A 26,963-nucleotide genomic window follows, 5' to 3' on the forward strand; every position below is an offset into this window, starting at 1 on the left:
CGTCACGCCTCACTTTTTCTCCGTGGGATGGCCCGGCAGCAGGCTGCTCAATACCTGCTTGGCGGTCTCGACCACGATGCCTCGCTCGTTCGGGTCGCCCTGGAGCAGGGTCGAGGCAAACTTCTTCGCCTGTTCCAGCTTGATGTGCGGCGGCAGCGGTGGCACGTCGGGGTCGGTGCGAAACTCGATCAGCACCGGACGGTCCGCCGCCAGCGCGGTTTCCCAGGCCGTGGCCACGTCGTCCTCATGCAGCACCAGGATGCCCTTCAAGCCAATGGATTCGGCGAACAGGTGGTAGGGCACGTCGGGGATGTCCTGGGAGGCGGCGAATTTCGGATCGCCCTCCATGACCCGCTGTTCCCAGGTGACCTGGTTCAAATCCCGATTGTTGAACACCGCGCAGATCCAAGTGCCGTTGGCCCAGGTGCGCCAGTATTTGGCGACGGTGATCAGCTCGGCCATGTTGTTCATCTGCATGGCGCCATCGCCCACCAAGGCGATCACCGGTCGCTCCGGATGACAGAACTTCGCCGCGATGGCATACGGCACGGCCGCCCCCATCGACGCCAGGCCACCGGACAGTGAACACATCATGCCGCGACGAATCTTCAGGTCCCGGGCGTACCAGTTGGCGCAGGAGCCGGAATCGCAGGTGATGATGGCGTGTTCCGGCAGCCGTGGCGACAGTTCGAAGGTGACCCGTTGCGGGTTGATCGGCTTGGCGGATACTCGGGCGCGTTTTTCCAGGGTCCGGTCCCAGCGTTCCCGCCAATGTTCGATTTTCTTGCGCCAGCTGCGGTCGGTTTTTTCCTCGATCAACGGCAGCAGGGCGCGCAAGGTATCGACGCTGTCGCCGTGCAGGTTGACCTCCATGGGATAGCGCAGGCTGAGCATGTCCGCCTGAATGTCGATCTGCACGCCCCGGGCCTGGCCTTCAGGGGGCAGGAATTCGGCGTAGGGGAAGCCGGAGCCGATCATCAGCAGCGTGTCGCAGCCGGCCATCAGGTTGTCGCTGGGCTCGGTGCCGAGCAGGCCGATGGTGCCGGTGACCCAGGGCAGGTCATCCGGTAGGGCGGCCTTGCCCAGCAGCGCCTTGGCCACGCCGGCGCCAAGCTTTTCGGCGATGGTAATCACTTCGTCGGTGGCATGCAGCGCTCCGGCACCGACCAGGATGGCGACTTTCTTGCCGGCATTGAGGACCTCGGCGGCTTTGCGCAGGTCCTCTTCGTAGGGGACGATGCTGGGTTTGCGATAGCCGACGCCGGAGTGAACCGTCCCATGCTTGTGAGGTGGCGGGGTGTATGCCATGTCCTGGAGGTCGTTCGGCAGGATCAGCGCCGTGACCCGGCGCTCGCCCACCGCCGTGCGTACGGCGCGGTCCACCAAGTGACGCACCTGGGCGGGCACGCTGGCTTGCTGTACGAACGCCCCGGCCACGTCCTTGAACAGGCTGACCAGGTCCAGTTCCTGCTGGTAATGCCCGCCCAGCGCGGCGCGGGCCTGCTGGCCGCAGATGGCGAGCACGGGCATGTGGTCCATCCGCGCGTCGTAGAGGCCGGTCACCAAGTGGGACGCGCCGGGACCGGAGGTGGCGATGCAGACCCCCAGCTCGCCGGTGAACTTGGCGTGGGCACAGGCCATGAACGCGGCCATTTCCTCGTGGCGAGCCTGAATGAAGCGGATTTTTCCCTGAGCGCGGTTCAAGGCGCCAAAGACGCCGTTGATGCCATCGCCCGGATAGCCATAGATACGGCGAACCCCCCATTCATAAAGACGTTCCACCAGAAAATCACCGACGGTCATGCTCATGTCTGTCCCTCGTTCCAGGCCGCGGTCGCTTGGCGCGACGTGCAGCGATTGACGTTCATACAGGACTTGACCGGTGCAGGCCTTCCAAGGTTTCGATTTTTTCATTGCCAGGGACCTGAGGCCGGCCGGGCGTGTATCGCAGTGTGTACCGCGCGGGCCCGGATACATCGGCTTGAGGAAGACCCGGAGCGGCGACACAGGCCGGATACACATCGGCGATTAACTACGCCAGCCAGCCGGCACCGAGCCTCGGTGCGGGTGACTGGCGTATTGATCGTTCGAGGACTACCCCATGCTCAACTTCTCCCGAAATTCGTCCCTTGCACTCGGCCTTGCCCTGGTCGGCGGCCTTGGTCTTTCCACGGCGGCTTCGGCCTTGACCATGAACGACCTGGCCCAGGGCTACACCCTGGCGGCAGCCGATACCGTGAAGAAACCCGCCGAAGGCAAGTGTGGCGAGGATAAGTTCGCCAAGACCGATACCAACCACGATGGCAAGGTCTCGCGCGACGAGTTCATCGCCGCGGCACCGGAGCGCGCCGCTGAATTCGACAAGATCGACGCCAACCACGACGGCGGTATCTCGTTGCCGGAAGCCAAGCAATACCTGTCGGCCCAGGCGAAGACTGCGGAAGGCAAATGCGGCGAAGGCAAGTGTGGGGCGGCTATCGAGTCCTGATTCGCCCGGTGGTGAGCCTGATGAGCTGATGCCAGCCCACTGATGCGGCATCGGACAAAGGACCCGTGGCGAGGGAGCTTGCTCCCGCTGGACTGCGCAGCAGGCCCAAAAAACCGGGGCCGCCGCGCGACCCAGCGGGAGCAAGCTCCCTCGCCACGGGTGTTCGGTTTCCATCGAGTGGTGGGGGATCGCTCCATGAGGCTCTCCACATCTCGTTTCCCAGGAGATGTGTCATGTTGAATTTACCTCAACCCTCTGCAGGCCTTGGCCTGCGCCGGGCCTTGCTCGCTGAACTGCGCCAGGCGCCGGCCGGGGATTTCGACTTTCTCGAAGTCGCCCCGGAAAACTGGATCGGAATCGGCGGCGCCCATGGCGCCGCCTTGCATTCGCTGGCCGAACGTTATCCGTTGACGTGCCATGGCCTGTCATTGTCCCTGGGTGGACCGGCACCGCTGGACTTGGCGTTTCTCGGCCAGGTGCGTGCTTTCCTCGAACGTTTCAACGTGCCGTTGTACAGCGAGCACTTGAGCTACTGCGGCGATGAAGGGCATTTGTACGACCTGCTGCCGCTGCCTTTTACCGAGGAAGCGGTGCATCACGTGGCGGCGCGGATCCGTCACGCCCAGGATGTACTGGAGCGGCGCCTGGCGGTGGAAAACGTCTCCTATTACGCCGCCCCCCAACACGACATGAGCGAGCTGGAATTCACCCGGGCGGTGTTGCGCGAAGCCGATTGTGACCTGTTGCTGGACGTCAACAACGTCTATGTCAACTCGATCAATCACGGTTTCGATCCCCTGGCGTTCCTGCAGGGCCTTGAACCGGGGCGCGTGGTGGCGATGCATGTGGCCGGGCACTACGACGAGTCCGACACATTGAAGATCGACAGCCATGGCGCGCCGGTCAAACCGGTGGTCTGGGCACTGCTGGAGCAGGCCTATGCCCGTTTCGGCGCGCAGCCGACCTTGCTTGAACGGGATTTCAACTTCCCGCCCTATGCCGCGCTGGTGGCTGAGTTGCAGACGATTCGCCAGTTGCAACACCAGGCCGTCACCCGGCAAGCGGTGACCCATGACTGAAGTCCGACAGACGCTACACCAACAGCAACAGGCGTTGACCCGTTACCTGCGCGATCCTGAACAGTGCCCGGCTCCGGCCGGCATGGATGTGGCGCGGGCGCAGGTGTACCGCGACCTGATCTTCGAAAACATGCGCTCGCTGCTCAGTGGCACTTTCCCGGTACTGGTGAGCGTGCTGGGGCAGGACAAGTGGCGTGCCTGCGTGCGGCGTTTCTTGCGCGAGCACCGCTGCGTCACGCCCAGGTTCGGTGAAATCGCCCAGGAGTTCGTGGGCTACCTCGCGGCCCACCCGTCGCCGGACTGGCCGTCGTTCGTGGCGGAGCTGGCGCACTATGAGTGGGTCGAGATGGTGCTGTTGCAAGCCGAGGCCGAGCCGCTGTCGAGCCATGACGAGGCCTCCTTGCTCGACTCACCGCTGCGTGTCTCGCCCCTGGCCTGGCCGCTGGCGTACCAGTGGCCTGTGCATCGCCTGGCGTCGAACTACCAGCCCTCGACGCCACCGGCCGAGCCGACGCTGTTGCTGGTGCGGCGCACGCCTGGGTTTGAGGTGCGCTTTTCCGAACTCAGCCTGTTGGCCTGGCGGCTTCTGCAGCGCATCGAGGAGTATCCCGGGTTGGCGGGGCGAGAGCAGTTGCGGGCGTTGGCGCAGGAGGCGGGGGTGAGTGGATTCGATTTCATGGACAACGCCGTGGCGCTGTTGCGGCGGATGCAGGAAGAAGGGGTTGTCGGGGCAAAACCGTAATAATCGAAATCCTTGTGGGAGCGAGCCTGCTCGCGATGGCGGTGGATCAGCAATGTTGCATTGACTGGAACTCCGCTATCGCGAGCAGGCTCGCTCCCACAGTGATGGGCATGATGTCTTATCTGCGGCGCAGCCCAGTCATGAGCACAGCATCCACACTCAACTTCCCAGCCCCCTGCAACACCAACGGTAACAACGCCACCAGGTAGATCAACGGCAGCTTGAAGTTGCCATGGCCTTTATTGGTGATCGCATAGCCCTGGGCCAGTTCGCTCAAGCTCGACCAGTCCGCCGGCCAATGCACGGCAGCAGTCGCCACCACGGTGACGATGATCAACACCAGCGCCGACAGGCGCGTGCCCAGGCCGATCAACAGGGCGATGGCACAGACCAGTTCGGCCCACATCGACAGTTCCCAGTTCCAATGGGCCGGTACATGGTCGAAGGGGAAAGGGAAAGCGGACTGGATTTCGGCGAACCAGTTCGTGCCGTTCCATTTCTCCAGGCCGGACTCGAAGAACTCCCAGGCCAGGAACAAGCGCAGGCCCAGCGGCGCGAGCCATGCTCCGGCGTGATCGAGCTGGATGGGCAGGGTTTTCAGGCTTCTTGCAGACATGATGATCTCCCAGGGCTCAGGCCGCACGTTGCGGAGTGTGGAGGCGCTTGTTGGCCTGGGCCAGCTTGCCCACCAGGCGGATGGCGGTGGCGGCGCAGATCAGGCCGAAGGGCAGCACATACCAGGCGCTCATGGGGATGCGTTTGAAATTGGAATAGGCAAAGATCGCCGCCAGCACCCACATACTGGTGACATGCAGGCGTTTCCAGGCCTTGAAACCGATCAGGCGCGTGGTGGTTTTGAATGAGGTCAGGGCCAGCAACAGGATGAACACGTAGCCCACGGTGCCGGGCACGTTGCCGAGGGTGGTGCGGCCGGGCCAGAACTCGGGATTGAGCTGGCCGTAGCTGTAGATCAGCACGGCATGGACTAGATGGGAGAAGGCAAAGGCCAGCCCGATGAAGCGTCGTTCACGCACCAGCGACCGGCTCAGGGGCGCGGGAACCAGTACCGCGAAGGCCGAGGCGGTGAAGGCCAGCAGGAACAAGGCGAAGGACGAGCGAGCCGTGGCGCGAATGGCACTGCGTACGCCTTCGGCCAGGTCCGGATTGAGGACCAGGATCAACCCGGTCATCAGCAGCACCAGGGCGGCGAGCAGGCTGAACAGCGACCAACCTTGGTAACGAAAGGGGGATGCAGTTGCGGTAGGCATGTAAAGGCTCCTTGGATGTCGAGGCCCGGTCGTGATAGTCGCCGGGGATACGAGGGAGTCTTTCAAGCCGGTGTAAGTGGGGTGTGTCCGCAATGCAGGACTGTGCAAGTTTGTGTATGCCGATTAGCCGCAGACACACTGGCATACAAACCCGCATCCAATTAAATACCCAACCCCTGTGGGAGCGAGCCTGCTCGCGATGGCGCCAGGTCAGTTGAATGAGTGCAGGCTGACACACCGCTATCGCGAGCAAGCTGAACTCCCACAAGAGGCTGTGTCAGCTTGCGAATGCCAGGCGCAACTCGGCGCACAGGCCGCCGCCGTCGCGGTTGCTCAGGGTCAGTGAGCCGCCCATGGCGATCGCCAATTGCTGGGCGATGGCCAAGCCCAGGCCGGTGCCGCCGGTTTCCCGGTTGCGCGAGCTCTCCACCCGGTAGAACGGCTTGAGCACCTCGGCCAGCTCCTGCTCGCTGATGCCGGGGCCATGGTCCAGCACCTGGATCGCCAGTTGCCCGTTGTCGGTCTGTTGCACCTGGATCTGCGCTGCGCCGCCGAATTTCAAGGCGTTGTCCACCAGGTTGACCAGCACCCGGCGCAAGGCATGGGGGCGGGTGTCGATCACGGCGGCGTTTTTCCCGGACAGTTGCACGTCCTTGCCGGTGTCCTGGTAGTCGAACACCAGGCTGTCGAGAAATGCATCCAGGCTGATCCGGCAACTGGCCTCGGTGGCGCCGTGAATGCTACGGGCATAGGCCACGCCTTCACGCACCAGATGTTCCATTTCGCTCAAGTCGCTCCACAATTTGTCCCGTTCGATCCCTTCGTCCATGAATTCGGCGCGCAATTTCATGCGCGTGATGGGCGTCTGCAAGTCATGGGAAATCGCTGCCAGCAACTGCATGCGCTCCTTGAGGTAGGCGGCGATGCGGTCCTGCATGGCATTGAACGCCTTGGCCGCGTGCACCACTTCGGTCGGGCCTTTTTCGTCCAGGCGCACGCTATGGGCGTTCGGGTCGAGGGTTTCCACCGCCTGGGCCAGCCGGGTCAGGGGACCGACGGCGATGCGCACGGCCAGCCAGGTGCAGCCGATCAGCAGCGCCAACTGCCCCAGCAACACCATCGGCAGCCAGGGAGAGAGGGGTGTCATCGCCGGGCGTACGTCGATGGTCAGCGGGCTGCCGTCCCTCAGGCGCAAGTGCGCCTGATAGTGCATTTGCGGCCCGGGGATCTGTTGGAAGGTCAGGCCATAGGCCTGCCCGATGGCTTCCTGGATCGAACTGACCGAGATCGGCGCGTCGGCCAGGTCCATCGGTTGGCCGGGCTGGCCTTCACCGAGCAGGTAGCCATAGTTGCGCCGGGCCAGTTTCGGCAGCCAGGCCGGGCGCTCGGCGGCAGGCAGGCGGTCGAGAATGGCGACGGAGGTCGAGACGTCGGTTTCCAGGTTGCCGAGCATGGTCGACCTGGCGCTCTGGTAGCGCTCGTAGTACTGGACGCCGAAGGACAGGCCCTGGGCCAGGATCAGGCCGATCAGGAAGATCAGCGACAGCCTGGAGGCGAGCGTCCGCGGCCAGCGCAGCGACAGGCTCATACCGATGCCTCGAGGATCTCCACCGGCAGCGAGAACACGTAGCCTTCGCTGCGCACGGTCTTGATGTAGGCCGGCTCCCGGGCATCGTCCAACAGACGCTGGCGCAGGCGGCTGACCAGCAGGTCGATGGAACGATCGAACAGGTCGGCGTCCCGGCCCTGGGTCAGGTTAAGCAATTGGTCGCGGTTGAGCACCCGTTGCGGATGGTCGAGAAACACCCGCAGTAAACGATACTCGGCACCACTCAAGGCCACCATGGTGCCGTCAGTGTCCAGCAGGTGGCGGGCGGTGGTGTCCAGGCGCCAGCGCCCGAACGCCAGCAGGCGACCGCTTTCGGTGACCACCAGGTTGGGCGGCAGCATGCGGGTGCGGCGCAGCACGGCATTGATGCGCGCCAGCAGCTCGCGGGCGGCGAAGGGCTTGACCAGGTAATCGTCGGCGCCCATCTCCAGGCCGATGATGCGGTCGGTCTCGTCGTTGCGGGCGGTGAGCATCAGCACCGGCGTGGCCTTGTGCTTGCCGGCACGCAGTTCCCGACACAGCACCAGGCCATCATCGCCGGGCATCATGATGTCCAGCACGATCAGGTCCACCGGGGTGGTTTCCAGGAAGGCGCGCATCTGCCGGCCATCGGCAACCACGGTGGTGCGCAGGCCGTTCTTTTTCAGGTAATTGCCAACCAGCTCTCTGATCTCGCGATCGTCATCCACTATCAACACGTGATCGACATGATCCATGGTGTTCAGCCCCCTCGGCGTTTCGTTGTGATCAGTCTACAGACGCCGGCCGGCCCGGCTCGCGACGGTTTGTATTGCAGTGTATCTGTCGCGCGGTGGATACACAGCGATGCAAAAAGCCCCCTGGCTCGATACAGGCGCGATACCTGCGCGGCATTCAATGGCACCCATCGAGGCGACACAACAGGCCTCGGCAGATAAACACCCATTGAATCGAGGAATCGCCATGAACACCAAAGCCATCTACGCCGCCTGCCTCTTCGCTGCACTGAATATTTGCACGCTGTCGGCCCGGGCCGAAAGCAACGTGCCGGCGCAAACCTACACCTACGGCACCCACCTGGACATCCAGAAAGTGCTCTCCCTTAGCGAAGACGCCCAGCCGACCTGCGGTGTGGTCAACGCCCACATGACCTATCTGGACTCCACGGGCCACAAGCAAGCGCTGAACTATCGCAAGCTTTCCGATAACTGCAGCAACCAGAACTGACCTGTTTTTGTGGCGAGGGAGCTTGCTCCCGCTGGGGCGCGAAGCGGCCCCCTGTATGGGTCTGACACACCGTGTTGTCAGTCACTTTCGGGGCCGCTTCGCAGCCCAGCGGGAGCAAGCTCCCTCGCCACAGGGTTTGCGTCGGCCTTTTATAGTGAGGTATTGCCATGCTTCTGATCGCTTTTCTCGGCGGGATCCTGACGATCCTCAGCCCCTGTATTCTTCCGGTGGTGCCGTTTCTGTTCGCCCGGGCCGATCGCTCTCGCGGCTCGGTGCTGCTGACCCTCGGCGGCATGGTGCTGACGTTTGCCCTGGTCTCCAGCCTGGCGGTGGTCAGCAGCGAGTGGGTGGTGCGCGCCAGCAGCGTCGGCCGGCAAGTCGCCTTGGCGGTGATGGTGGTGTTCGCCTTGTCGCTGATCTTCAGCCGGGTCGGAACCTGGCTGGCGCGGCCGCTGGTCAGCTTGGGCAATCGCCTGGACGCCGGTGCCGGGCGCATGGCCGGACCGGTGGCGTCAGTGTTGATCGGGGTGGCCACCGGGCTGCTCTGGGCTCCGTGCGCCGGACCGATACTCGGGGTGATTCTGACCGGCGCCATGCTGCAAGGCGCCAGTGCACAAACCAGTCTGCTGTTGCTCGCCTATGGCCTGGGCAGTGCCTTGTCCCTGGGGACGTTGATCCTGGCAGGGCGGGGACTGGTCGGTCGCCTGAAACTCTCGCTGCCGATCACTACCTGGCTGCGCCGGGGAACGGGAGTGGTGGTGTTGCTGGCGGCCGTGGCGATTGGCACCGGGACGGATGACCGGTTGTTGGCGGCGACTTCATCTCAACAGTCGACCACCTTGGAAAAAAGCTTGCTGGAAAACGTGCCCAAGGCCATCGACTATGTGGTGAGCAAGGCCGGGGCGAGTTCCATGCCGACCCTCGAATCCCAGGGCACCATGCCCGCGTTGGACGGTGCGGTGCAGTGGTTGAACTCGTCGCCGCTGAGCAGCGAGTCACTGCGGGGCAAGGTGGTGCTGGTGGATTTCTGGACCTATGACTGCATCAACTGCCAACACACCTTGCCCTATGTGAACGGTTGGGCGAAGAAGTATGAAAAGGACGGGCTGGTGGTGATCGGCGTCCATACCCCGGAATACGGCTACGAGAAGATCATCGACAACGTGCGCGAGCAGGTGCGCAAGCTGGACATCCACTACCCGGTGGCGATCGACAATCAGTATGCGATCTGGCGTGCCTTCAACAACCAGTATTGGCCAGCCCATTACTTCATCGATGCCAAGGGGCAGGTGCGCTACAGCCACTTTGGCGAGGGACGTTATGACGAGCAGGAGCAGGTGATCCAGCAACTGCTGCAGGAAGCGAAGGCGGGCTGATGAACCGTGGCGAGGGAGGTTGTCCGCTGCTTATCTGACATATCGAGTTGTCAGTGCTTTCTTGGGGGCTGCTTCGCAGCCCAGCGGGAGCAAGCTCCCTCGCCACAGGATAGGTATTTTTCATTAAAGTTGTTTTATTTCAATTGGTTAGTAATTTTCTCTCTACCATTTTCTAGATTTTCGCGTCACTAGGGTAGGTAGTTGGAATTCAAATTAAATTTGTTTATTTTCAATAAGTTAATCTAATAACCTCTACCTGTTTGTAGGATGGCTATCGCCTGGGCAGCCATTGCAGTGGATGAAGGCAAGCCAATACCCGTGGCGAGGGAGCTTGCTCCCGCTGGGCTGCGAAGCGGCCCCAGGAACGCAACGCCAACGCGGCGTGCCAGGCAGATAGGGGGCCTGTTCAAATGCTGGCCCCTTGCTCATTTGTATACGGTCAAACTTCTTTCCTTTCAGAAAGTTGGGCGACAAACCTATGCGTATTTCTATGTGGGTCGTAACGACGTTTCTCCTGGCCGCCGTCTCGCTTGAGGCCCAGGCCAGGGCGCTGACGCAGAACCAGCAATCGGTGTGCCGCTGGGGTTCGGACATTGCGGCGGGCGCGCAGGCGTCGAAGCTGTCTGGCGTCAGCCTGTACGGCGCGCGGAAGAAGCTGCAAGTGCGCAAGTTTCCCCGGCCCTGGATGCGCATGACGGCCCTGGGCATTACCGAACAGACCTACAACAGCGCGTCGCGTCTCAAACCCGTGGCGGTCAAGCAGACCTACTACGAACAATGTGTCCGCCATGAGCTGGCGCGCCGGTAGGCCCTCAGGCCGGGCTGCGGCCAGGCATTTCGATGCCGTGCTGGTGCACCCGTCGATACAGGGTCGCCCGGGAAATGCCCAGGGCCCGGGCGGCGGCGGTGGGTTTCCAGCGATGACGCACCAACGCATCGAGCAAAGCCTGGCGTTCCGGGCTGGCACTTGGCTCCGACCCATGATCGGTGGCGTCAGCGCTGTGCATTGATTCGGGCAGGTGGCTGAGTTGGATCACGCTGGCTTCGCACACCGCGCAGGCATAGCGCAGCACATGGCGCAACTGGCGGACATTGCCCGGCCAGTGGTAACCGAGCAGACATTCCAGGGCTGCGCCGCTCAATTGCACCGTTTCTCCGCACAGCGCTGACTCCTCGACAAGAATCCGATTGATCAGCGCCAACCGATCGCTGCGCTCGCGCAACGGTGGCAGTTGGAAGCGTGCGCCGCCCAGGCGGAAATACAGGTCCTCGCGAAACTCGCCGGCGGCCACCAGGGTCTCCAGGTCGCGGTGGGTGGCGCAGATCACCTGGATGTCCACCGCTTTACGGCGCGATGCCCCCAGCGGCGCCACTTCACCCTCGGCCAGTACCCGCAGCAGGCGGGTCTGCAAGGCCAGCGGCATGTCACCGATTTCATCCAGGAACAAGGTACCGCCATCGGCCTGTTGCAACAGGCCCTGCATGCCTTTGGCCGAGGCGCCGGTGAAAGCGCCGGCGACGTAGCCGAACAATTCGCTCTCGATCAGGCTTTCGGGAATGGCGGCGCAGTTCAACGCCACGAATGGACGATCACGACGCTGGCTGGCCTGGTGCAACTGGCGGGCGAAGACTTCCTTGCCGGAACCGGTTTCGCCCTGGATCAGCACCGGCAGGTTGCGATCCTTGACCCGCACCGCCAGGCGCAGGCTGTCGGCCAGGCGCGGGTCGATCTCGGACGGGTTCAGCGCGACCCGCGGACGCACACTGGCCCGATGGCGTGGTGCGCTCAAGCGGCCATGCATGGCGTGGTCGAGCGGACAGAGGCTTTCGTCCCGGGCACGGTGCAGCAGTTGCTGGTCGAACACCTGGCCGATGTGTTGTGGCAACTGCCCGTAATGTTGCAGCAGGTACTGGCGGGCGGCGGGGTTCAGGGCTTGCAGGCAGCCGTCGTCGTCCCAGGCGAACAGGAAGTCCGGCTGGCTGTCGACGTAGCCGGGGTTGCGATGGGCCCGCAGCACCCAGTAGCCCTGGGCGCTGCTCATGAAAAACGCCTGTTCGATCTCTCGGGCGCTCTGTACCACCATTTGCCGTATCAGGTGCTGCGAGCGTCGATCGTCCGGCGAGCGCACCGCCGAGACGTCCAATACCCCGAGCAATTCACCCTGGGGGTCGAACACCGGCGCGGCGGAGCAGGTCAGGCCAATGAACGCCGCGCGGAAATGGTCGCGCTTGTGCACCGTCACCGGGGCCTTGGCGGTGAGCACCGCCGCCACGCCACAGGTGCCTTCTTCGCCCTCCGACCAACAGGTGCCCAGGTACAAGCCGGCCTTGCGGCAGTCGTTGCGGATCGTGGTTTCCACTCGATAGTCGATGGTCTGGCCCTGGGCATCGGTCAGTAGCACGCAGTAGTCGGCATCGCGCACTCGGCCATGCAGGCGGGCGACTTCTTCGCTGGCGATATTGAGGAACAGCTCGGAGCGTTCGCGGCATTGCTTGAGCACGTCCTGGGACAGGATGCGCGGACCCTGCAACGAACCGGGGTCCAGGTGATGTTGCTCCAGGGACCGGCGCCAGGAATCGAGGATTAGGTCCGGGACGGGCAGTTGTGGCAATTGGTTCGCGTTTTTCACCACGCGACTGACGCAATCCACGTGCGCCCGGGAGTGAGCGGAAAGCATAGGGGCCTCCGATTCAGCTTCTTATCGTTGTGCGCACATTAAGCGCCGTTCGCCGGGGACAGACAAGCTCGACCGGTTGTTCGGCCCGTGTGAGACGCCACGTCTCAGGGTCTCGCCGAAGCCTCGTGCAACCTGACATGGAGCGTCTCACCAGAGCTCGCTCCGCTGCATTGAACAAACCGATGGGACCGCTCTGGTCCGGGCTTTTCGAAGATTTTTTTCGTTACTGGCACCGCCCTTGCTCTACCTCTGCAACCCGCTCGACGGGGCATCCAATAATAACAACGAGGTGCCTATGTTTTCCTGCCCATGGTCTGGCTGTCCAGACCGTTCGCCTATCCCCGCCACGGTGGCGCCATGAGTCGCCGGCCACTGACCGTGGGCATCATCGCCAACCCCGCATCGGGCCGTGACGTGCGGCGCCTGACCGCCAATGCCGGGCTGTTTTCCAGCACCGACAAGGTCTCGGTGATCCAGCGCCTGCTGGCCGCGTTCGGCGCCACCGGCATCGAGCAGGTGTTGATGCCCACCGACATGATCGGCATGGCCGCCGCCGTGCTGAAGAACAGCCACAGCCGCCAGGCCCGCAGCAGCCATTGGCCGGCCCTGGAGTTCCTCGACCTGACCCTGCGCCAGACCGTCGAAGACACTCGTCGGGCCGCGCGTCTGATGGCCGAACGCGAGGTGGCGCTGATCGCCGTGCTCGGCGGCGATGGCACCCACAAGGCGGTGGCCGCCGAAGTGGGAGACATCCCGTTGCTGACCCTGTCCACCGGCACCAATAACGCCTTTCCTGAGTTGCGCGAGGCCACCAGTGCCGGACTGGCCGGCGGGTTGTACGCCAGCGGACGGATACCGACGCAGATCGGTCTGCGACGTAACAAGCGCCTGCTGGTCTGCGATGCCGGCCGTGGCTTGCGCGAAGTCGCCTTGGTGGACGTGGCCGTGTCGCCGCTGCGCTTTGTCGGCGCCCGGGCCATCAGCCGGGCACAGGACCTGGCCGAAGTGTTCGTGACCTTCGCCGAGCCGCAATCCATCGGCCTGTCGGCGCTGTGCGGGTTGTGGTTCCCGGTGTCACGCCAGGCACCGGGTGGTGCCTGGATGCGCCTGGACCCGCAATCGCCCGAAGCGCTGTTGGTGCCACTGGCTCCCGGCCTGTTGCAAGGCTGTGGCGTGCTCGCCGCCGGCCCCTTGGAACCCGGCGTCGCCCACGGCCTGTCGCTTTCCAGCGGCACACTGGCCCTGGATGGCGAGCGGGAAATCGAATTCAACGTCCATGACCGGCCCACGGTCACCCTCGATGCCGGCGGCCCGCTGAGCATCGATGTCAACGCGGTACTGGCCTACGCCGCGCAACAGCGTTTGTTGGCCATTGGCCGTGAACACCCGCAACACCCTCTGAATCTTCAAGAAGACACCTCGGGAGAATAAAAATGTCGACACCGCTCACCCACGATCAATTGCTGCACGCCTACCAGGTGATGCGCACCATCCGCGCTTTCGAAGAGCGCTTGCACGTGGAGTTCGCCACCGGCGAGATTCCCGGTTTCGTCCACTTGTATGCCGGCGAAGAAGCGTCGGCCGCCGGCGTCATGGCCCACCTGGGCGATGACGATTGCATCGCGTCCAACCACCGTGGCCACGGCCATTGCATCGCCAAGGGCGTGGATGTCTACGGGATGATGGCCGAGATCTACGGCAAGAAAACCGGCGTCTGCCAAGGCAAGGGCGGCTCGATGCACATCGCCGATTTCGAGAAAGGCATGCTCGGTGCCAACGGCATCGTCGGTGCCGGCGCGCCTCTGGTGGTCGGCGCTGCCCTGGCGGCCCGGCTCAAGGGCACCGACAGCGTCGCTGTGGTGTTCTTCGGTGACGGCGGCTCCAACGAGGGCGCGGTGTTCGAAGCCATGAACATGGCCTCGGTGTGGAACCTGCCGTGCCTGTTCATCGCCGAGAACAACGGCTACGCCGAAGCCACCGCTTCCAATTGGTCGGTGGCCTGCGATCACATCGCCGACCGCGCCGCCGGGTTCGGCATGCCTGGGGTGACGGTGGATGGCTTTGACTTCTTCGCCGTCCACGAAGCCGCCGGGGCTGCTGTCGAACGCGCCCGTGCCGGGGAAGGGCCGTCGCTGATCGAGGTCAAGCTGACGCGCTACTACGGCCACTTCGAGGGCGACGCCCAGACTTACCGGGCCCCCGATGAGGTCAAGCATTTCCGCGAGAACCAGGACTGCCTGATGCAGTTCCGTGAGCGCACCACCCGGGCCGGGCTGCTGTCGGCCGAGCAGTTGGACCAGATCGATAAGGAAGTGGAGCAACTGATCGAAAACGCCGTGTACAAGGCCAAGTCCGATCCCAAGCCCACCGCGGCGGACCTGCTCACTGACGTCTACGTCTCCTATCCCTGAACGCCCTTTATAAAACAAGAATAGAGAATCCCATCATGGCGAGAAAAATCAGCTATCAGCAGGCAATCAACGAGGCCCTGGCCCAGGAAATGCGCCGCGACTCCAGCGTCTTCATCATGGGCGAGGACGTGGCTGGCGGTGCCGGCGCGCCTGGTGAAAACGACGCCTGGGGCGGTGTGCTTGGTGTCACCAAGGGCCTTTACGACCAGTTCCCCGGCCGCGTGCTCGACACGCCGCTGTCGGAAATCGGTTACGTCGGCGCGGCTGTGGGAGCCGCCACCTGCGGCGTGCGTCCGGTGTGCGAACTGATGTTCGTCGACTTCGCCGGGTGCTGCCTGGACCAGATCCTCAACCAGGCGGCGAAGTTTCGCTACATGTTCGGCGGCAAGGCCTCCACGCCCCTGGTGATCCGCACCATGGTCGGTGCCGGCCTGCGCGCCGCCGCCCAGCACTCGCAGATGCTCACGTCCTTGTGGACGCACATTCCGGGGCTGAAAGTGGTGTGCCCGTCATCGCCTTACGATGCCAAGGGCTTGCTGATCCAGGCGATCCGCGACAACGACCCGGTGATCTTCTGCGAGCACAAGTTGCTCTACAGCATGCAGGGCGAGGTGCCGGAAGAGCTCTACACCATTCCCTTCGGCGAGGCCAATTTCCTGCGCGACGGCAAGGACGTGACCCTGGTGTCGTACGGGCGCATGGTCAACACCGCCATGGACGCCGCGCGCAGCCTGGCTGGGCGTGGCATCGACTGTGAAGTCATCGACTTGCGCACCACCAGCCCGATGGACGAGGACAGCATCCTCGAAAGCGTCGAGAAGACCGGGCGCCTGGTGGTGATCGACGAGGCCAACCCACGCTGTTCCATGGCCACCGATGTTTCGGCCCTGGTGGCGCAAAAAGCCTTTGGCGCGCTCAAGGCCCCGATTGAGATGGTCACCGCACCGCATACCCCGGTGCCGTTCTCCGATTCGCTGGAAGACCTGTATATCCCCGACGCGGCGAAGATCGAGCAAGCCGTGCTCAACGTGATCGAGTGGAGCAAGCGCTGATGAGCCAGATTCATACCCTGACCATGCCCAAGTGGGGCCTGTCGATGACCGAGGGCCGGGTCGATACCTGGCTCAAGGAGGAGGGCCAGGCCATCACCAAGGGTGATGAAGTGATGGACGTGGAAACCGACAAGATTTCCAGCAGTGTCGAAGCGCCGTTTTCCGGAGTCCTGCGCCGGCAGATTGCCCGGCAGGACGAAACCCTGGCGGTCGGCGCCTTGCTCGGGATTGTCGTTGAGGGCGAAGCCAGTGACGCCGAGATCGATGCGGTTATCGAGCAGTTCCAATCAACTTTTGTCCCCGGTGACGCGGCCGATGAAGACAGCGGACCGAAACCGCAGAAAGTCGAGTTGGACGGGCGGGTCATCCGTTATTTCGAGCGTGGCGAGGGCGGCACGCCGCTGTTGCTGGTACATGGTTTCGGTGGCGACCTGAACGGTTGGTTATTCAACCATGAAGCACTGGCAGCCGGGCGTCGGGTCATTGCCCTGGACCTGCCGGGCCATGGCGAGTCCTCGAAAACCCTGCAACGCGGTGATCTGGACGAGCTGAGCGGAGTGGTGCTGGGCCTGCTCGATCACCTCGACATCAACGCTGTGCATCTGGTGGGGCATTCCATGGGTGGGGCGGTGTCGCTGAACGCCGCGCGCCTGATGCCCCAGCGAGTCCGCTCGCTGACCTTGATCGGCAGCGCCGGGCTGGGCGCGCAGATCAATGGCAGCTACCTGGAAGGTTTCGTCGAAGCCGCCAACCGCAACGCCCTCAAGCCGGCACTGGTGCAACTGTTCTCCAATGCCGAACTGGTCAACCGCCAGATGCTCGACGACATGCTCAAGTACAAGCGCCTGGAGGGGGTGGACGCTGCGCTGCGGCAACTGTCAGCGACGCTCTTCAAGGACGGTCACCAGCAGGTGGACCTGCGCGAGGTCGTGCAGGCCGGCCACGTACCGACGCTGGTGATCTGGGGCAGCGACGACGCAATCATCCCGGTGGCCCACAGCGAAGGGTTGAGTGCCCAGGTCGAAGTGCTTTCCGGCCAGGGCCACATGGTGCAAATGGAAGCAGCCGAGCAGGTCAACCGGCTGATCCTCGGGTTCATCGAACAGCGCTGATCAAGCGGGCGGCGAGGTGGTTCGTCGCCCCGACAAACTTCTGGAGGCAACGTCATGAACGTTTCAATCAAGCCTACCCGCAGCATGCGCGCCGCCGTCTGGCATGGCCGCAACGACATCCGCGTCGAAGACGTGCCACTGCCGGTTTCGCCGCCCGCCGGTTGGGTGCAGATCCGTGTGCAATGGTGCGGTATCTGCGGCTCCGACCTGCATGAATACGTGGCCGGGCCGGTGTTCATTCCGGTGGACGCGCCGCACCCGCTGACCGGGATCAAGGGCCAGTGCATCCTCGGTCATGAGTTCTGCGGCGAGATCGTCGAACTGGGGGCCGGCGTCGAAGGCTTCAGTGTCGGTGAGCCGGTGGCGGCTGATGCCTGCCAGCACTGCGGCACCTGCTATTACTGCACCCATGGGCTGTACAACATCTGCGAGAACCTGGCCTTCACCGGGCTGATGAACAACGGTGCATTTGCCGAACTGGTCAACGTACCGGCCAATTTGCTCTACAAGTTGCCTGCTGATTTTCCGGCCGAGGCCGGTGCGTTGATCGAGCCGTTGGCGGTGGGGATGCACGCGGTGAAGAAGGCCGGCAGCCTGTTGGGCCAGAACGTGGTCGTGGTTGGTGCCGGTACGATCGGCCTGTGCACCATCATGTGCGCCAAGGCCGCCGGCGCGGCCCAGGTGATCGCCCTGGAAATGTCCGGCGCGCGCAAAGCCAAGGCCCTGGAGGTCGGGGCCAGCCATGTGATCGATCCGAAGGAGTGCGACGCCCTGGCCGAAGTTCGTCGTCTGACCGGCGGCCTGGGGGCCGATGTCAGTTTCGAATGCATCGGCAACAAGCACACCGCCAAGCTGGCCATCGACCTGATCCGCAAGGCTGGCAAATGTGTATTGGTGGGGATCTTCGAGGAGCCCAGCGAATTCAATTTCTTCGAGCTGGTGTCCACTGAGAAGCAGGTGCTCGGCGCGTTGGCCTACAACGGCGAGTTTGCCGATGTGATCGCTTTCATCGCCGATGGGCGCCTGGACATCTCGCCACTGGTGACCGGCCGCATCCAGCTGGAGCAGATTGTCGGCCAGGGCTTTGAGGAACTGGTCAACAACAAGGAGCACAACGTGAAAATCATCGTGTCTCCCGCACGGATCTGAGAGCGCCCGGGTGGGCGATTTGGCGATGGTCGGCAGCGGCCATCGCATTTTTTCACACGGAGTATCGATTCAGTCAGGCAGATAGTCCCGCCAGACATGCCCTTCGTTGAGCCGCAGTTGTGGTTCTTCCTGTTGCCGGAACGGGCGGTCGCAATCGAGGAAAAACTCATCGAGCTGCGGCGGCTTGATGCCGGTGCCACTGAGCATCCCGTGGACTTGGCCACGGTGGTGGATCTGGTGTTCGAACAGGTGCAGCAACAGCCGGTCGATCCGCTCACGCACCACGCCGTCCACGCGTACCAGCTCAACGCAGCGGGCGAGGTCTCTTTCTCGCAGGCTTTCGCACAATGCCAGCAGTTGCCGGTCGGCTCGGGTTTGGCTTTCCTTCAGTTGGGCAAACGCCAAGGTTTCGGAAAAGTCCTTGATCTGGCCGTCCCGGTCACCTTCCAGAGCGGTCAGGTAATAGCGGTCCACTTCCAGAATATGGCAGAGCGTGCCTTGTATGGATGGGAAGAACCCCGTGCGCGGCGCCGCGTATTCGGCTTCGCTCAACTGCGCGCAGGCAGTGAGCAGTCGGTGATTGGCCCACTGATTGTTCAGGGCCTGGGCCAGGAAATAGTTCATGGGACACCTTGAATCCCTGTGGGAGCGAGCGTGCTCGCGATGATGGCGGCACATCCAGCATAGTCGATTCAGACAGACCGCTATCGCGAGCAGGCTCGCTCCCACAGTTTTATTGCGTGTGTTCACGATTCGGTATTCACCACCAATCCTGTGGGAGCGGGCTTGCTCGCGAAGACGGCGGCACATGCAGCATAGTCATATCAGACAGACCGCTTTCGCGAGCAAGCCCGCTCCCACACAGGGTGCCCTTGCTTCAGGGGGAAGTCCTAAAGCCCCACATCCGGCAACATCGGCCGATTCGCCAAAGCCTTGGCCATGATCTGCTCCACAAACAGCCGGTCCGCTTCCGGCAGGGCCAGGCGCGGCGGGCGGGTGAGGGCGCTGCCGCGGCCGGCGATGGCTTCGCACAGCTTGATGCATTGCACCAGGTCGGCGCGGGCGTCCAGGTGCAGGATCGGCATCAGCCATTCGTAAATCGGCATCGCTTCGGCAAAGCGCCCGGCGCGGGCCAGGCGGAAAATGGTCTCGCCTTCTTTCGGAAATACGTTGGACATGCCCGAGACCCAACCTTCGGCGCCCACGGCAAGGCTTTCCAGGACCACGTCGTCGAGACCTGCAAACAACACAAAACGGTCGCCGACTTCATTGCGTACGTCGATGAAGCGCCGGGTGTCGCCGGAGGAGTCCTTGAAACACACGACGTTGTCGCAATCGGCCAGGGAGATCAGGATGTCCGGGGTCACGTCGTTCTTATAGATCGGCGGGTTGTTGTAGACCATCAACGGCACGTCGGCATGCCGAGCGACGTAGCGGAAATGCTCGGCGGTCTCGAACGGCTTGGAGCCGTAGACCAGCGCCGGCATCAGCATCACTCCGTCGACCCCCACCTTGCGCACCGCGTTTGCGACCTTGGCCGCCTGCACGCTGGTGAACTCGGCCACGCCGCAGATCACCGGTACGCGGCCACGGGAGGCGTCCACCGCGACTTCGGTCACGGCGATCTTTTCCTCGGCGCTCAGGGAAGTGTTTTCCCCCACCGACCCGCAGACCACCAGGCCGGAAACGCCATCACGAATGACGTTGGAAATCACTTGGTGGGTTTTTTCCAGGTTGATGGAAAAGTCATCGTTGAATTGGGTGGTGACGGCAGGGAAGACGCCGCTCCAGTTGATGCGTTTGCTCATGGTTGTCTCCGGTTGTTAATAGTGTTTTCTAGAGCCTGTAAACAAGTTCACTGCAACCCTGTGGCGAGGGGATTTATCCCCGCTGGGCTGCGAAGCAGCCCCCTGAGTCCCGATGGAACACCGAGTTGTCAGGTTTTAGGGCCGCTCCGCGCCCCAGCGGGGATAAATCCCCTCGCCACAGGGCCAGGTATCCGAAAGCCGATAGCCCTGCGGCCACGGATCGGCCGGGTCGAGCAACAGCTGATGGGTGCCGGTGATCCACGCGCGCCCGGCGATGCACGGATAAATCGCCGGGCGTCCGGCCACGTCGGTCAGCGAATCGATGCGGCAGTGGAATTCGGAGCCGATGATCGAGCGGCCGATAAAGCGTTCGCCGACTTGCATCAAACCTTTGGCGTGCAGTACCGCCATGCGCGCCGAGCAGCCGGTGCCGGTGGGGGAGCGGTCGATCTTGCCCGGCTGAATCACCACGGCATTGGCGCCGGTGGCGATGCCGTTTTCCTGGACGATGGGCGCGGCGATCTGGCAGAACGAGATGTGCGACCAGTCGGGGTTCAACGGATGGACAAAGCCCAGTTGTTCATTGGCGGCCCGGGTGATTTTCAAGCCCACGGCCACCAGCTCGGCGGCCTCGTCCGGGCGGATGGCGAAGCCCAGGCGCTGGGCGTCGACAATCACAAAACTGTCGCCGCCGTACGCCGTGTCCACCTGCAACGAGCCCAGGCCCTCGACTTCGATCCAGGCATCGAGGCGGTCGGCGAAGGAGGGCACATTCTTGATCTCGACCCGTTGCACCTTGCCGTCGCGGCAGTCGGCCACCGCTTCGATCAGGCCGCCCGGCGCTTCCAGCACCAAGCGGGTCTGGGGTTCGGTCATGGGCAGGATGCCGCTCTCCAGCAGCACGGTGGCGACGCACAACGAGTTGGAGCCGGACATCGGCGGGGTGTCGGCCGGCTCCATGATGATCCAGGCCATTTGCGCCCGTGGGTCCTTGGCCGGCACCAGCAGGTTGACGTGGCGGAATACGCCGCCACGGGGCTCGTTGAGGACGAAGTTGCGCAGGGTCTGGTCCTGGGCGATCCAGCGGGACTGTTCCCACACCGTGGCGCCGGGCGGTGGGGCAACGCCGCCGACGATCACGTCACCGACTTCGCCTTCGGCGTGGCAGCTGACGACATGGATGATTTTTGATGAGCGCATGAGTCAAGTCCTTGTGTTGTCTGTTCGGGCCTCATCGCGGGCAAGCCTTGCTCCCACAGGGTTCTGTGGCGTACACAAAAACAGTGTGGGAGCGAGCCTGCTCGCGATGAGGCCATTCGCTATTTCACCGATTTAAGGAAAGCCGCCGTCTCCGGCTGCATCGGATTGCCAATCACCTGGTCCGGCGGCCCGATCTCATGGACCCGGCCGTTGCAGAAGAACGCCACGCGGTCGGACACGTCCCGGGCGAAGCGGATCTCGTGGGTCACCAGCACCATGGTCATGCCGTCTTCGGCGAGCATGCGCATGGTGTCCAGCACTTCGCCCACCAGCTGCGGATCCAGGGCCGAGGTGGCTTCGTCGAACAGCATGTAGTCCGGCGACATCGCCAGGGCCCGGGCGATGGCCATGCGTTGTTGCTGGCCGCCGGAAAGCTTGCCGGGGAAGGCCTTGAGCTTGTCCCCCAGGCCCACATGCTCAAGCTGCTTCACCGCCAGCGCCTCGGCGTCCTGTCGGCTCTTGCCCAGCACCTTGCGCGGCGCCAGCATCACGTTTTCCAGCACGGTCAGGTGGGGGAAGGCGTTCCATTGCTGGAACACGATGCCGATCTTCTGCCGCAGGCGATTGAGGTCGGTGGCGCGGTCATGGACCTCGATGCCGTCCACGCGGATGCTGCCTTTCTGGATCGGCTCCAGGCCGTTGATGCACATCAGCAGGGTCGACTTGCCCGAGCCGGAACCGCCGATGATCGACACCACTTCACCTTTGTCCACCGTCAGGCTCACACCCTTGACCACTTCCAGGTCACCGAAGGACTTGTGCACGTTTTCGATCTCAATCATTTTCCTGCCACCTTCTTTCCAGACGTGCGCCGAGACGGGCGACCACCAGGCTCATGACGTAGTAAATGAGGCCCGCGATGCACAGCACCAGCAGGGGTTCCTGAATGCGCGTGACGATGGTTTGCGAAGCACGCAGCAATTCGACGATGCCGATCCACATCACCAGCGCGGTGTCTTTCATCACGCCCAGTACCAGGTTCAGCCAGCCGGGAAAGGCCACCCGCGTGGCAATCGGCAGGACGATGAAACGCAGGTCCTGCACATAGCTCAGGCCCAGTGACCGACTGGCCCGGCGGGTGCTCAACGGCACCGCCAGCACCCCACCGCGGACGATTTCGGTGAAGTACGCGGCGGCGTAGACCCCGAGGACGATGCAGCCCACCGCGAAGGCGCTGAGGTTCAGGCCGGCGATGCTCTTGAGGGAGTTGAACAGCACGAACTGGATCAGCAGCGGCACGCTGCGAAACGCGTCCAACACCCAGGCCAACGGCAGGCTGGCTCGCGGCAACAGGGCCCGCAACAGGCCGAACAGTAATCCGGCCAGGGTGCCCAGCAGGATCGACCAGACGGTCAGTTGCAACGTGACCCAGGCCCCGTCCAGCAAGAACAACAGGTCGTTAACGGTGAGGCTTGTAGAGAACATGACCAACCCTCCTCAGTAACGAAACAGCCGCCAGGACAACAGCCGGGCCAGCCCGACGATCAGCTTGGCGATCAGGTAATACAGCACCGCCGCGAGGGCAAAGTATTCGAAGGTGCGGAAGGTCTTGACGTTGTATTCCTGGGTGACGCCAGTGAGGTCGTTGTTCAGGCCGACGACTACGCCCAGGGACGTCATCAGCACCGCCCAGACCATCTGGTTGGTCAACGGATAGAAGACGATGCGCAACAGTTGCGGGACGATGATCATCCGGTAGGCCTGGAAAGCGCTCATCCCCAGGGAGCGGGCGGCGCGCATTTGCGTACTCGGCACGGCCTTGAGGCCGCCACGGAAGTTTTCCGCCAGGTAACCGGCGTTGTTGAAGGTGATCCCGGCCAGCAGGGCCAGCCAGGAACTGACGTGCAGCCCGAGGGAGCCGAGGCCGAAGTAGAGGATGTAGATCTGGAACAGCGAGGGCGTGTTGCGGGCGATGGACACCCAGCCATTGCCCACGCCTCGCAGCAAGCGATTCGGGGCCTGGCGCATCACCGTCAGCACCAGGGCGATCAGCACGCCGAAGATCATCGACAGCGCAGCGGTCTCGAAGGTCACCCAGGCTCCGGCGAGCATGTCGGGCAGGGCGCGCAAGGCCGGACGCCATTGGAAGCTGTAGTCATCAAACATGGATCGGGCTCCCCCTGCGGGCAGTGGGTTGCAGCCACATCGGCGGCTGGCCGGAGGTTGCGGCGGTGCAGGCGGCCTCGACGCATTCGGCAAGGGCGGCAAAGTGCACGCCGCGACCGACCAGGCCGGGTGCGTAGTGAGCGTATTTGCCGGAGTTGGTCATCAGCGTGGTGGCTTGGGGCGGGATCACCGGTTCGCCCAACATGCACCAGCAGGTGTCGGTCACCAGCACCGCGCCGAAGGCCTCGATGGCCGCCAGGTATCCGGCCTTGCGCGCCTGTTCCAATACCGTTCGCCCGCAGGTGATTGCCAGCACTACATACGGATGCTTGACCCGCCCCGCGCACAAGGTCGCGAGGGTGGCGAATTCGCTGAGGGAGAAATGCGGATTGCCCAGGGACACCACGTCCACCCAGTTGTCCCGGGCGCTGTTGAGCTCGCGCCAACTGGCGAGCAGGCCAGCGACATTGACGCTTTCCTGCGGCAAGGTGGCGTCGTTCTCCATGACATTGGCAGGGTCGAGGGCTTCCGGCGTCACCCCGGCGATGTGGAACAACGGCGCGGCGCTGGTGGTGGCGAATGCGGCGCCGAAGGCCTTGAGGTCGTCCAGGCTCGGGGCGGCATGTTCCAGGCCGCGTATCAGCGGGATGCGCCGGCCCGCCAAAGCGCCGATGTGATAACCCAGCAGCGGATAGAAACTGTCATCGACGTTGCCCAGCGCCGGCACGTCGATGATCAGCCCGGCCTTGCGCCGGTCGTCGAGATGACAGCCAGTCAACGGCGCCCGTCCGCACAGGGCAATGCAGATGTCGAGGAAGTCCGGGTACTTCTGCGTGCGCGCTCCCAGCACGCTGTTGGCATAGACCACCGCGTTGGATTCGGCCCAGACGATTTGTTCGCCGGCCTTGGGCGCGGTGTCCAGCAGGTAGGGCGCGCAGGTGAAACTCAGTTGCGCGCCCATCGCCATGTAGGCATCGCCCAGGGCACTGGCCGGCTCGCCCAGGGCCGGATCGACACCCAGTTCGCGCCAGCGACGCTGGTCCACGGAGATGGAATTGAGGGTGGTGGGCACGCGGACTTTCGCGCCCCACCGCACCAGTTGTTCGGCAAAGCGCAGGCTCGCCGGGCCGGTGTAGATGCAGCCGTCGATGTGGGCCTGGGTCACGTTTAGCAGTTGCGTGGCGCCCTGGATCTCGGCCATGCGCAACACAATCTGCATCGCCACTTGGGCCGCCTTGCCGTGAGTGCCGTCGAGCAACGCTTGGTCCTGTTCGGTCAGGTCCAGGGTCGAGGGAGTGGGCGGCTGCCGGCAGACGTCCGAACCCTGCCAGCCGTCGTTGGGGCGGCGGCCAGACAGCGTCAGGACGTCGCCCTCGAGGCGGACAAAGCCCTGGCCGCGCAACCTGTTGAAAGCCTCGTGCCCCACGCACAATACCGGCAACGAGCGTTGGAAAATCACCTGGGCCACCAGCACGCCCAGGGTCAGGATTTCATCGGCTTCGGCCAGCACCAGGGCCGCAGGTGCATGGCCGTTGCTGATCAACTCCATCAAGACGCTGCTGCCGGTGCATGAGCCGCGTCCGCTGGGAATCGCCAATACGCGCCCGGCCAGGCGTTCACCGCTCAACGGGTGATGCCGATCGATGACCTCGCCGCTGGCCGGATCGACCCCGCCCCAGAAACTCAGGCCGACTTCGGCGAACAGCAGGGCGCCCTGGGCGGCCCCCCCCACCAGGCTGCGGCCTTTCACACGGACAGGCGTGCTTGGCATGCACCGATCCTCAATAGTAGACCTGGGGAACGGTCAGGTTGGCCGGCGGGATGTCGGTGCCGACCCATTTGACGAACAACTCCTTGTACCGCCCAGTGCGCACTTGCTGATTGACGAACAGGTTGAGGTAGTTGAGCAGGCCGTACTCGTTGCGCTTGGCGCCCAGGGACACGTAGTCGATGACATAGGGCGCATCGCCGGCGATCTTCAGGCCCTTGTACTTGCCCGACTTGATGGTCGCGGCGGCCACGGTGTTGGTCACCACGGTCGCGTCAATGTGCCCTTGGGCGACCGCCAGCAGGGTGTCGTTCTGCGACTGATAGGCGCGGAAACTGCCGCTGCCCCAGCTCTTCTGGTCCTTCTCCAGGGCGATGGCTTCGTAGGTACTGCTGGTGTTGCCCAGGTTCTTGCCCTTGAGGTCGGCGTAGCTGTTGATGCCGGTGTTGTCGCGGGTCAGCACGACCATTTGGAAAGCGAAGTAGGGCACGGTCAGGCCGACGGTCTTGGCCCGTTCCAAGGTGTCAGATGTGGAGGCGACGATCACATCGGCGCGGCCGGACAGCAGCGCGGGGATTCGGTCGGAGAACGGGGTTTCCACCACTTCGGCATCGACACCGAGGACTTTCGCCAGATCGTGGCAATAGTCCACGTCGAAGCCCGCCGGGTTGTTTTTTTCATCACGAAAGCCCATGGGTGGGAAGTCCAGGGTCACGGCACAGCGTAGTTTGCCGGAGCCGATGATGTCGTCGAGCTTGTCGGCGTGGGCGGGGGCAATGAAAAGCGGGGAGAGGACAACGCTGAGGGCTACGGCCAATGCAGGGTTTTTCATAAATGCCTCGCTGTCGAATAAATGCGGTGAGATATCGTATTGAGGATTTCGTATACGATATTAGATAAGCAATCGGCATGCCTGTTTGCGGTCGCGTCGCGGTAATGCCACTGGAAGGCTGATCTAGAGGCTTTCAGGCCGCGCGGTACCACGTCGGGCAGGGGGCCGCGCTGGGGCTGTGTGTTACAGATGGGAGCAGCCATGGGGGGCGACGCCCCATCGGGGAACAGGCGTCAGTGCTGACTCTCGCGATACTGGCTGGGCGACAGGCTGGTCAGGGCACGGAACTGGCGGCTGAAGGCGCTGTGGTCGGTGTAGCCGCAGCGCAGGGCGATTTCGGTGATCGGCAGGTCTTTGTCGAGTAACAGCCGCGAGGCTTCTTCCAGGCGTGCCTTGTGAATCATCTGCCGCGGTGTGAGTTGGAAGATGCGTTTGCAGTGCCGCTCCAGTTGCGCCACCGACAATTGGGCAATGGCGGTCAGTTCGGCCAGGCTGATGGGGCGGGCGAAGTGGCTTTTGATATGAGCATCCACCGCCGCCAGTTTCTGGAAGGCTGGGTGGCTCGACTGGGGCAATTGCAGGTCACGGGAAATGCCGGCCAGGCCGACGACCTGGCCGTTTGGGTCATGCAGGGCGAGCTTGTGGGTCAGGCACCACACGGGTTGGTTGCCGTAATACAGATGCAGTTCGAGCTGGTCGGCCAACTCCCGGCCGCTGGCCAGCACCCGGCGATCCTGTTCGGTGTACAGCGGGCCGAAGCGTTCGGGGAACACCTGTTCGGCGGTGAGGCCGAGCAAGTCCGCGCTGTGCTTGAAACCGCAGCGCCGGGCCAGGGTTTGGTTGACGAAGGCGTAGCGGGCTTGTTTGTCCTTGATGAAAAACACCACGTCCGCGAGGGTGTCCAGCAGCGGGGCGATGGGTTGCAGGCTGCGCAGCAGGGTGTCCAGGTCACAGGGCGCGAGGGAAGTGAGCGAGGGATACATGGCCGGCGTCGTCTTTTTTGTGGAAGCGATGGCGCA

General features: G+C 63.4%; 26 protein-coding genes. 11 read left to right on the forward strand and 15 right to left on the reverse strand.

Annotation, left to right across the window (positions count from 1 at the left end; all coding sequences use genetic code 11):
* Positions 1–9: 9 nt before the first annotated feature.
* Positions 10–1,809, reverse strand: a complete 1,800-nt coding sequence (locus PBDP_RS13075; RefSeq protein ID WP_212802499.1) for a thiamine pyrophosphate-requiring protein — start codon at positions 1,807–1,809, stop codon at positions 10–12.
* Between the two features lie 292 nt (positions 1,810–2,101).
* Between PBDP_RS13075 and PBDP_RS13080 the strand changes: the two genes are divergently transcribed.
* From PBDP_RS13080 to PBDP_RS13090, 3 genes are all read left to right on the forward strand, one after another.
* On the forward strand, positions 2,102–2,488 hold the full coding sequence (locus PBDP_RS13080; protein WP_116832219.1) for an EF-hand domain-containing protein: 387 nt from the start codon (positions 2,102–2,104) through the stop codon (positions 2,486–2,488).
* Between the two features lie 233 nt (positions 2,489–2,721).
* Entirely contained in the window at positions 2,722–3,567 is an 846-nt protein-coding gene (locus PBDP_RS13085) for an HvfB family MNIO-type RiPP peptide maturase (protein ID WP_212802350.1), read from the forward strand.
* A complete protein-coding gene (locus PBDP_RS13090; RefSeq protein WP_212802351.1) occupies positions 3,560–4,309 on the forward strand; it encodes an HvfC family RiPP maturation protein in 750 nt (249 codons plus the stop codon). The genes PBDP_RS13085 and PBDP_RS13090 overlap by 8 nt, the downstream gene beginning before the upstream one ends.
* 118 nt (positions 4,310–4,427) lie before the next feature.
* Here the strand turns inward: PBDP_RS13090 and PBDP_RS13095 are convergent, their stop codons facing one another.
* The 4 genes from PBDP_RS13095 to PBDP_RS13110 all read right to left on the reverse strand — a co-directional run bounded on the left by PBDP_RS13095 (position 4,428) and on the right by PBDP_RS13110 (position 7,902).
* Complete coding sequence (locus PBDP_RS13095; protein ID WP_212802352.1) at positions 4,428–4,925, reverse strand: HvfX family Cu-binding RiPP maturation protein; 498 nt, start codon at positions 4,923–4,925, stop codon at positions 4,428–4,430.
* Positions 4,926–4,941: 16 nt separating this feature from the next.
* Complete coding sequence (locus PBDP_RS13100) at positions 4,942–5,577, reverse strand: ferric reductase-like transmembrane domain-containing protein (protein WP_212802353.1); 636 nt, start codon at positions 5,575–5,577, stop codon at positions 4,942–4,944.
* 277 nt (positions 5,578–5,854) lie between these two features.
* Positions 5,855–7,165 carry an ATP-binding protein gene (locus tag PBDP_RS13105; protein WP_109756194.1) on the reverse strand — a complete coding sequence of 437 codons (1,311 nt, stop codon included), beginning with the start codon at positions 7,163–7,165 and terminating at the stop codon, positions 5,855–5,857.
* Positions 7,162–7,902 carry a response regulator gene (locus tag PBDP_RS13110; protein ID WP_003202589.1) on the reverse strand — a complete coding sequence of 247 codons (741 nt, stop codon included), beginning with the start codon at positions 7,900–7,902 and terminating at the stop codon, positions 7,162–7,164. Before PBDP_RS13110 ends, PBDP_RS13105 begins: the two co-directional genes overlap by 4 nt.
* Before the next feature lie 226 nt (positions 7,903–8,128).
* On the opposite strand from PBDP_RS13110, the gene PBDP_RS13115 reads away from it, so the two are divergent.
* From PBDP_RS13115 to PBDP_RS13125, 3 genes are all read left to right on the forward strand, one after another.
* Positions 8,129–8,392, forward strand: a complete 264-nt coding sequence (locus PBDP_RS13115) for a DUF2790 domain-containing protein (protein WP_109756193.1) — start codon at positions 8,129–8,131, stop codon at positions 8,390–8,392.
* Between the two features lie 167 nt (positions 8,393–8,559).
* A complete protein-coding gene (locus PBDP_RS13120) occupies positions 8,560–9,768 on the forward strand; it encodes a cytochrome c biogenesis protein DipZ (protein WP_212802354.1) in 1,209 nt (402 codons plus the stop codon).
* 478 nt (positions 9,769–10,246) lie between these two features.
* Complete coding sequence (locus tag PBDP_RS13125; RefSeq protein WP_046062717.1) at positions 10,247–10,576, forward strand: hypothetical protein; 330 nt, start codon at positions 10,247–10,249, stop codon at positions 10,574–10,576.
* A gap of 4 nt (positions 10,577–10,580) precedes the next feature.
* On the opposite strand, the gene PBDP_RS13130 is transcribed toward PBDP_RS13125, so the two are convergent.
* Positions 10,581–12,446: a sigma-54-dependent Fis family transcriptional regulator gene (locus PBDP_RS13130; RefSeq protein WP_212802355.1), complete on the reverse strand. Its 1,866-nt coding sequence runs from the start codon at positions 12,444–12,446 to the stop codon at positions 10,581–10,583.
* 357 nt (positions 12,447–12,803) lie between these two features.
* On the opposite strand from PBDP_RS13130, the gene PBDP_RS13135 reads away from it, so the two are divergent.
* From PBDP_RS13135 to PBDP_RS13155, 5 genes are all read left to right on the forward strand, one after another.
* Positions 12,804–13,877 (forward strand): ATP-NAD kinase family protein, encoded by a 1,074-nt coding sequence (locus PBDP_RS13135; protein ID WP_109756190.1) that lies wholly within the window; start codon positions 12,804–12,806, stop codon positions 13,875–13,877.
* A 2-nt stretch (positions 13,878–13,879) separates the two neighbouring features.
* Positions 13,880–14,857, forward strand: a complete 978-nt coding sequence (locus PBDP_RS13140) for a thiamine pyrophosphate-dependent dehydrogenase E1 component subunit alpha (RefSeq protein WP_109756189.1) — start codon at positions 13,880–13,882, stop codon at positions 14,855–14,857.
* A gap of 35 nt (positions 14,858–14,892) precedes the next feature.
* The gene (locus PBDP_RS13145; protein ID WP_109756188.1) at positions 14,893–15,909 is read left to right on the forward strand and encodes an alpha-ketoacid dehydrogenase subunit beta; all 1,017 of its coding nucleotides are present in this window, start codon (positions 14,893–14,895) and stop codon (positions 15,907–15,909) included.
* Positions 15,909–17,021: an acetoin dehydrogenase dihydrolipoyllysine-residue acetyltransferase subunit gene (locus PBDP_RS13150; RefSeq protein WP_212802356.1), complete on the forward strand. Its 1,113-nt coding sequence runs from the start codon at positions 15,909–15,911 to the stop codon at positions 17,019–17,021. Before PBDP_RS13145 ends, PBDP_RS13150 begins: the two co-directional genes overlap by 1 nt.
* Positions 17,022–17,105: 84 nt before the next feature.
* A complete protein-coding gene (locus PBDP_RS13155) occupies positions 17,106–18,170 on the forward strand; it encodes a 2,3-butanediol dehydrogenase (protein WP_232200268.1) in 1,065 nt (354 codons plus the stop codon).
* A 69-nt stretch (positions 18,171–18,239) separates the two neighbouring features.
* Here PBDP_RS13155 and PBDP_RS13160 read toward each other — a convergent pair whose 3' ends face one another.
* The 9 genes from PBDP_RS13160 to PBDP_RS13200 form a co-directional block, all read right to left on the reverse strand.
* On the reverse strand, positions 18,240–18,794 hold the full coding sequence (locus tag PBDP_RS13160; protein ID WP_212802357.1) for a DinB family protein: 555 nt from the start codon (positions 18,792–18,794) through the stop codon (positions 18,240–18,242).
* A gap of 266 nt (positions 18,795–19,060) precedes the next feature.
* The gene (locus tag PBDP_RS13165) at positions 19,061–19,978 is read right to left on the reverse strand and encodes a dihydrodipicolinate synthase family protein (RefSeq protein WP_109756185.1); all 918 of its coding nucleotides are present in this window, start codon (positions 19,976–19,978) and stop codon (positions 19,061–19,063) included.
* Positions 19,979–20,113: 135 nt separating this feature from the next.
* A complete protein-coding gene (locus tag PBDP_RS13170; RefSeq protein ID WP_212802358.1) occupies positions 20,114–21,178 on the reverse strand; it encodes a trans-3-hydroxy-L-proline dehydratase in 1,065 nt (354 codons plus the stop codon).
* 119 nt (positions 21,179–21,297) lie between these two features.
* Entirely contained in the window at positions 21,298–22,020 is a 723-nt protein-coding gene (locus tag PBDP_RS13175) for an amino acid ABC transporter ATP-binding protein (RefSeq protein ID WP_109756183.1), read from the reverse strand.
* On the reverse strand, positions 22,013–22,663 hold the full coding sequence (locus PBDP_RS13180) for an amino acid ABC transporter permease (protein WP_116832231.1): 651 nt from the start codon (positions 22,661–22,663) through the stop codon (positions 22,013–22,015). The genes PBDP_RS13175 and PBDP_RS13180 overlap by 8 nt, the downstream gene beginning before the upstream one ends.
* A gap of 12 nt (positions 22,664–22,675) precedes the next feature.
* Positions 22,676–23,344 (reverse strand): amino acid ABC transporter permease, encoded by a 669-nt coding sequence (locus tag PBDP_RS13185; protein WP_109756181.1) that lies wholly within the window; start codon positions 23,342–23,344, stop codon positions 22,676–22,678.
* Entirely contained in the window at positions 23,337–25,115 is a 1,779-nt protein-coding gene (gene lhpI / locus PBDP_RS13190; RefSeq protein ID WP_212802359.1) for a cis-3-hydroxy-L-proline dehydratase, read from the reverse strand. Before lhpI ends, PBDP_RS13185 begins: the two co-directional genes overlap by 8 nt.
* 10 nt (positions 25,116–25,125) lie before the next feature.
* On the reverse strand, positions 25,126–25,944 hold the full coding sequence (locus PBDP_RS13195; RefSeq protein WP_212802360.1) for an ABC transporter substrate-binding protein: 819 nt from the start codon (positions 25,942–25,944) through the stop codon (positions 25,126–25,128).
* A 233-nt stretch (positions 25,945–26,177) separates the two neighbouring features.
* Complete coding sequence (locus PBDP_RS13200) at positions 26,178–26,927, reverse strand: AraC family transcriptional regulator (RefSeq protein WP_109756178.1); 750 nt, start codon at positions 26,925–26,927, stop codon at positions 26,178–26,180.
* Between the last annotated feature and the right edge of the window lie 36 nt (positions 26,928–26,963).

Origin of the sequence: Pseudomonas sp. St290 (assembly GCF_018325805.1) — a bacterium.
Lineage (GTDB): Bacteria > Pseudomonadota > Gammaproteobacteria > Pseudomonadales > Pseudomonadaceae > Aquipseudomonas > Aquipseudomonas bijieensis.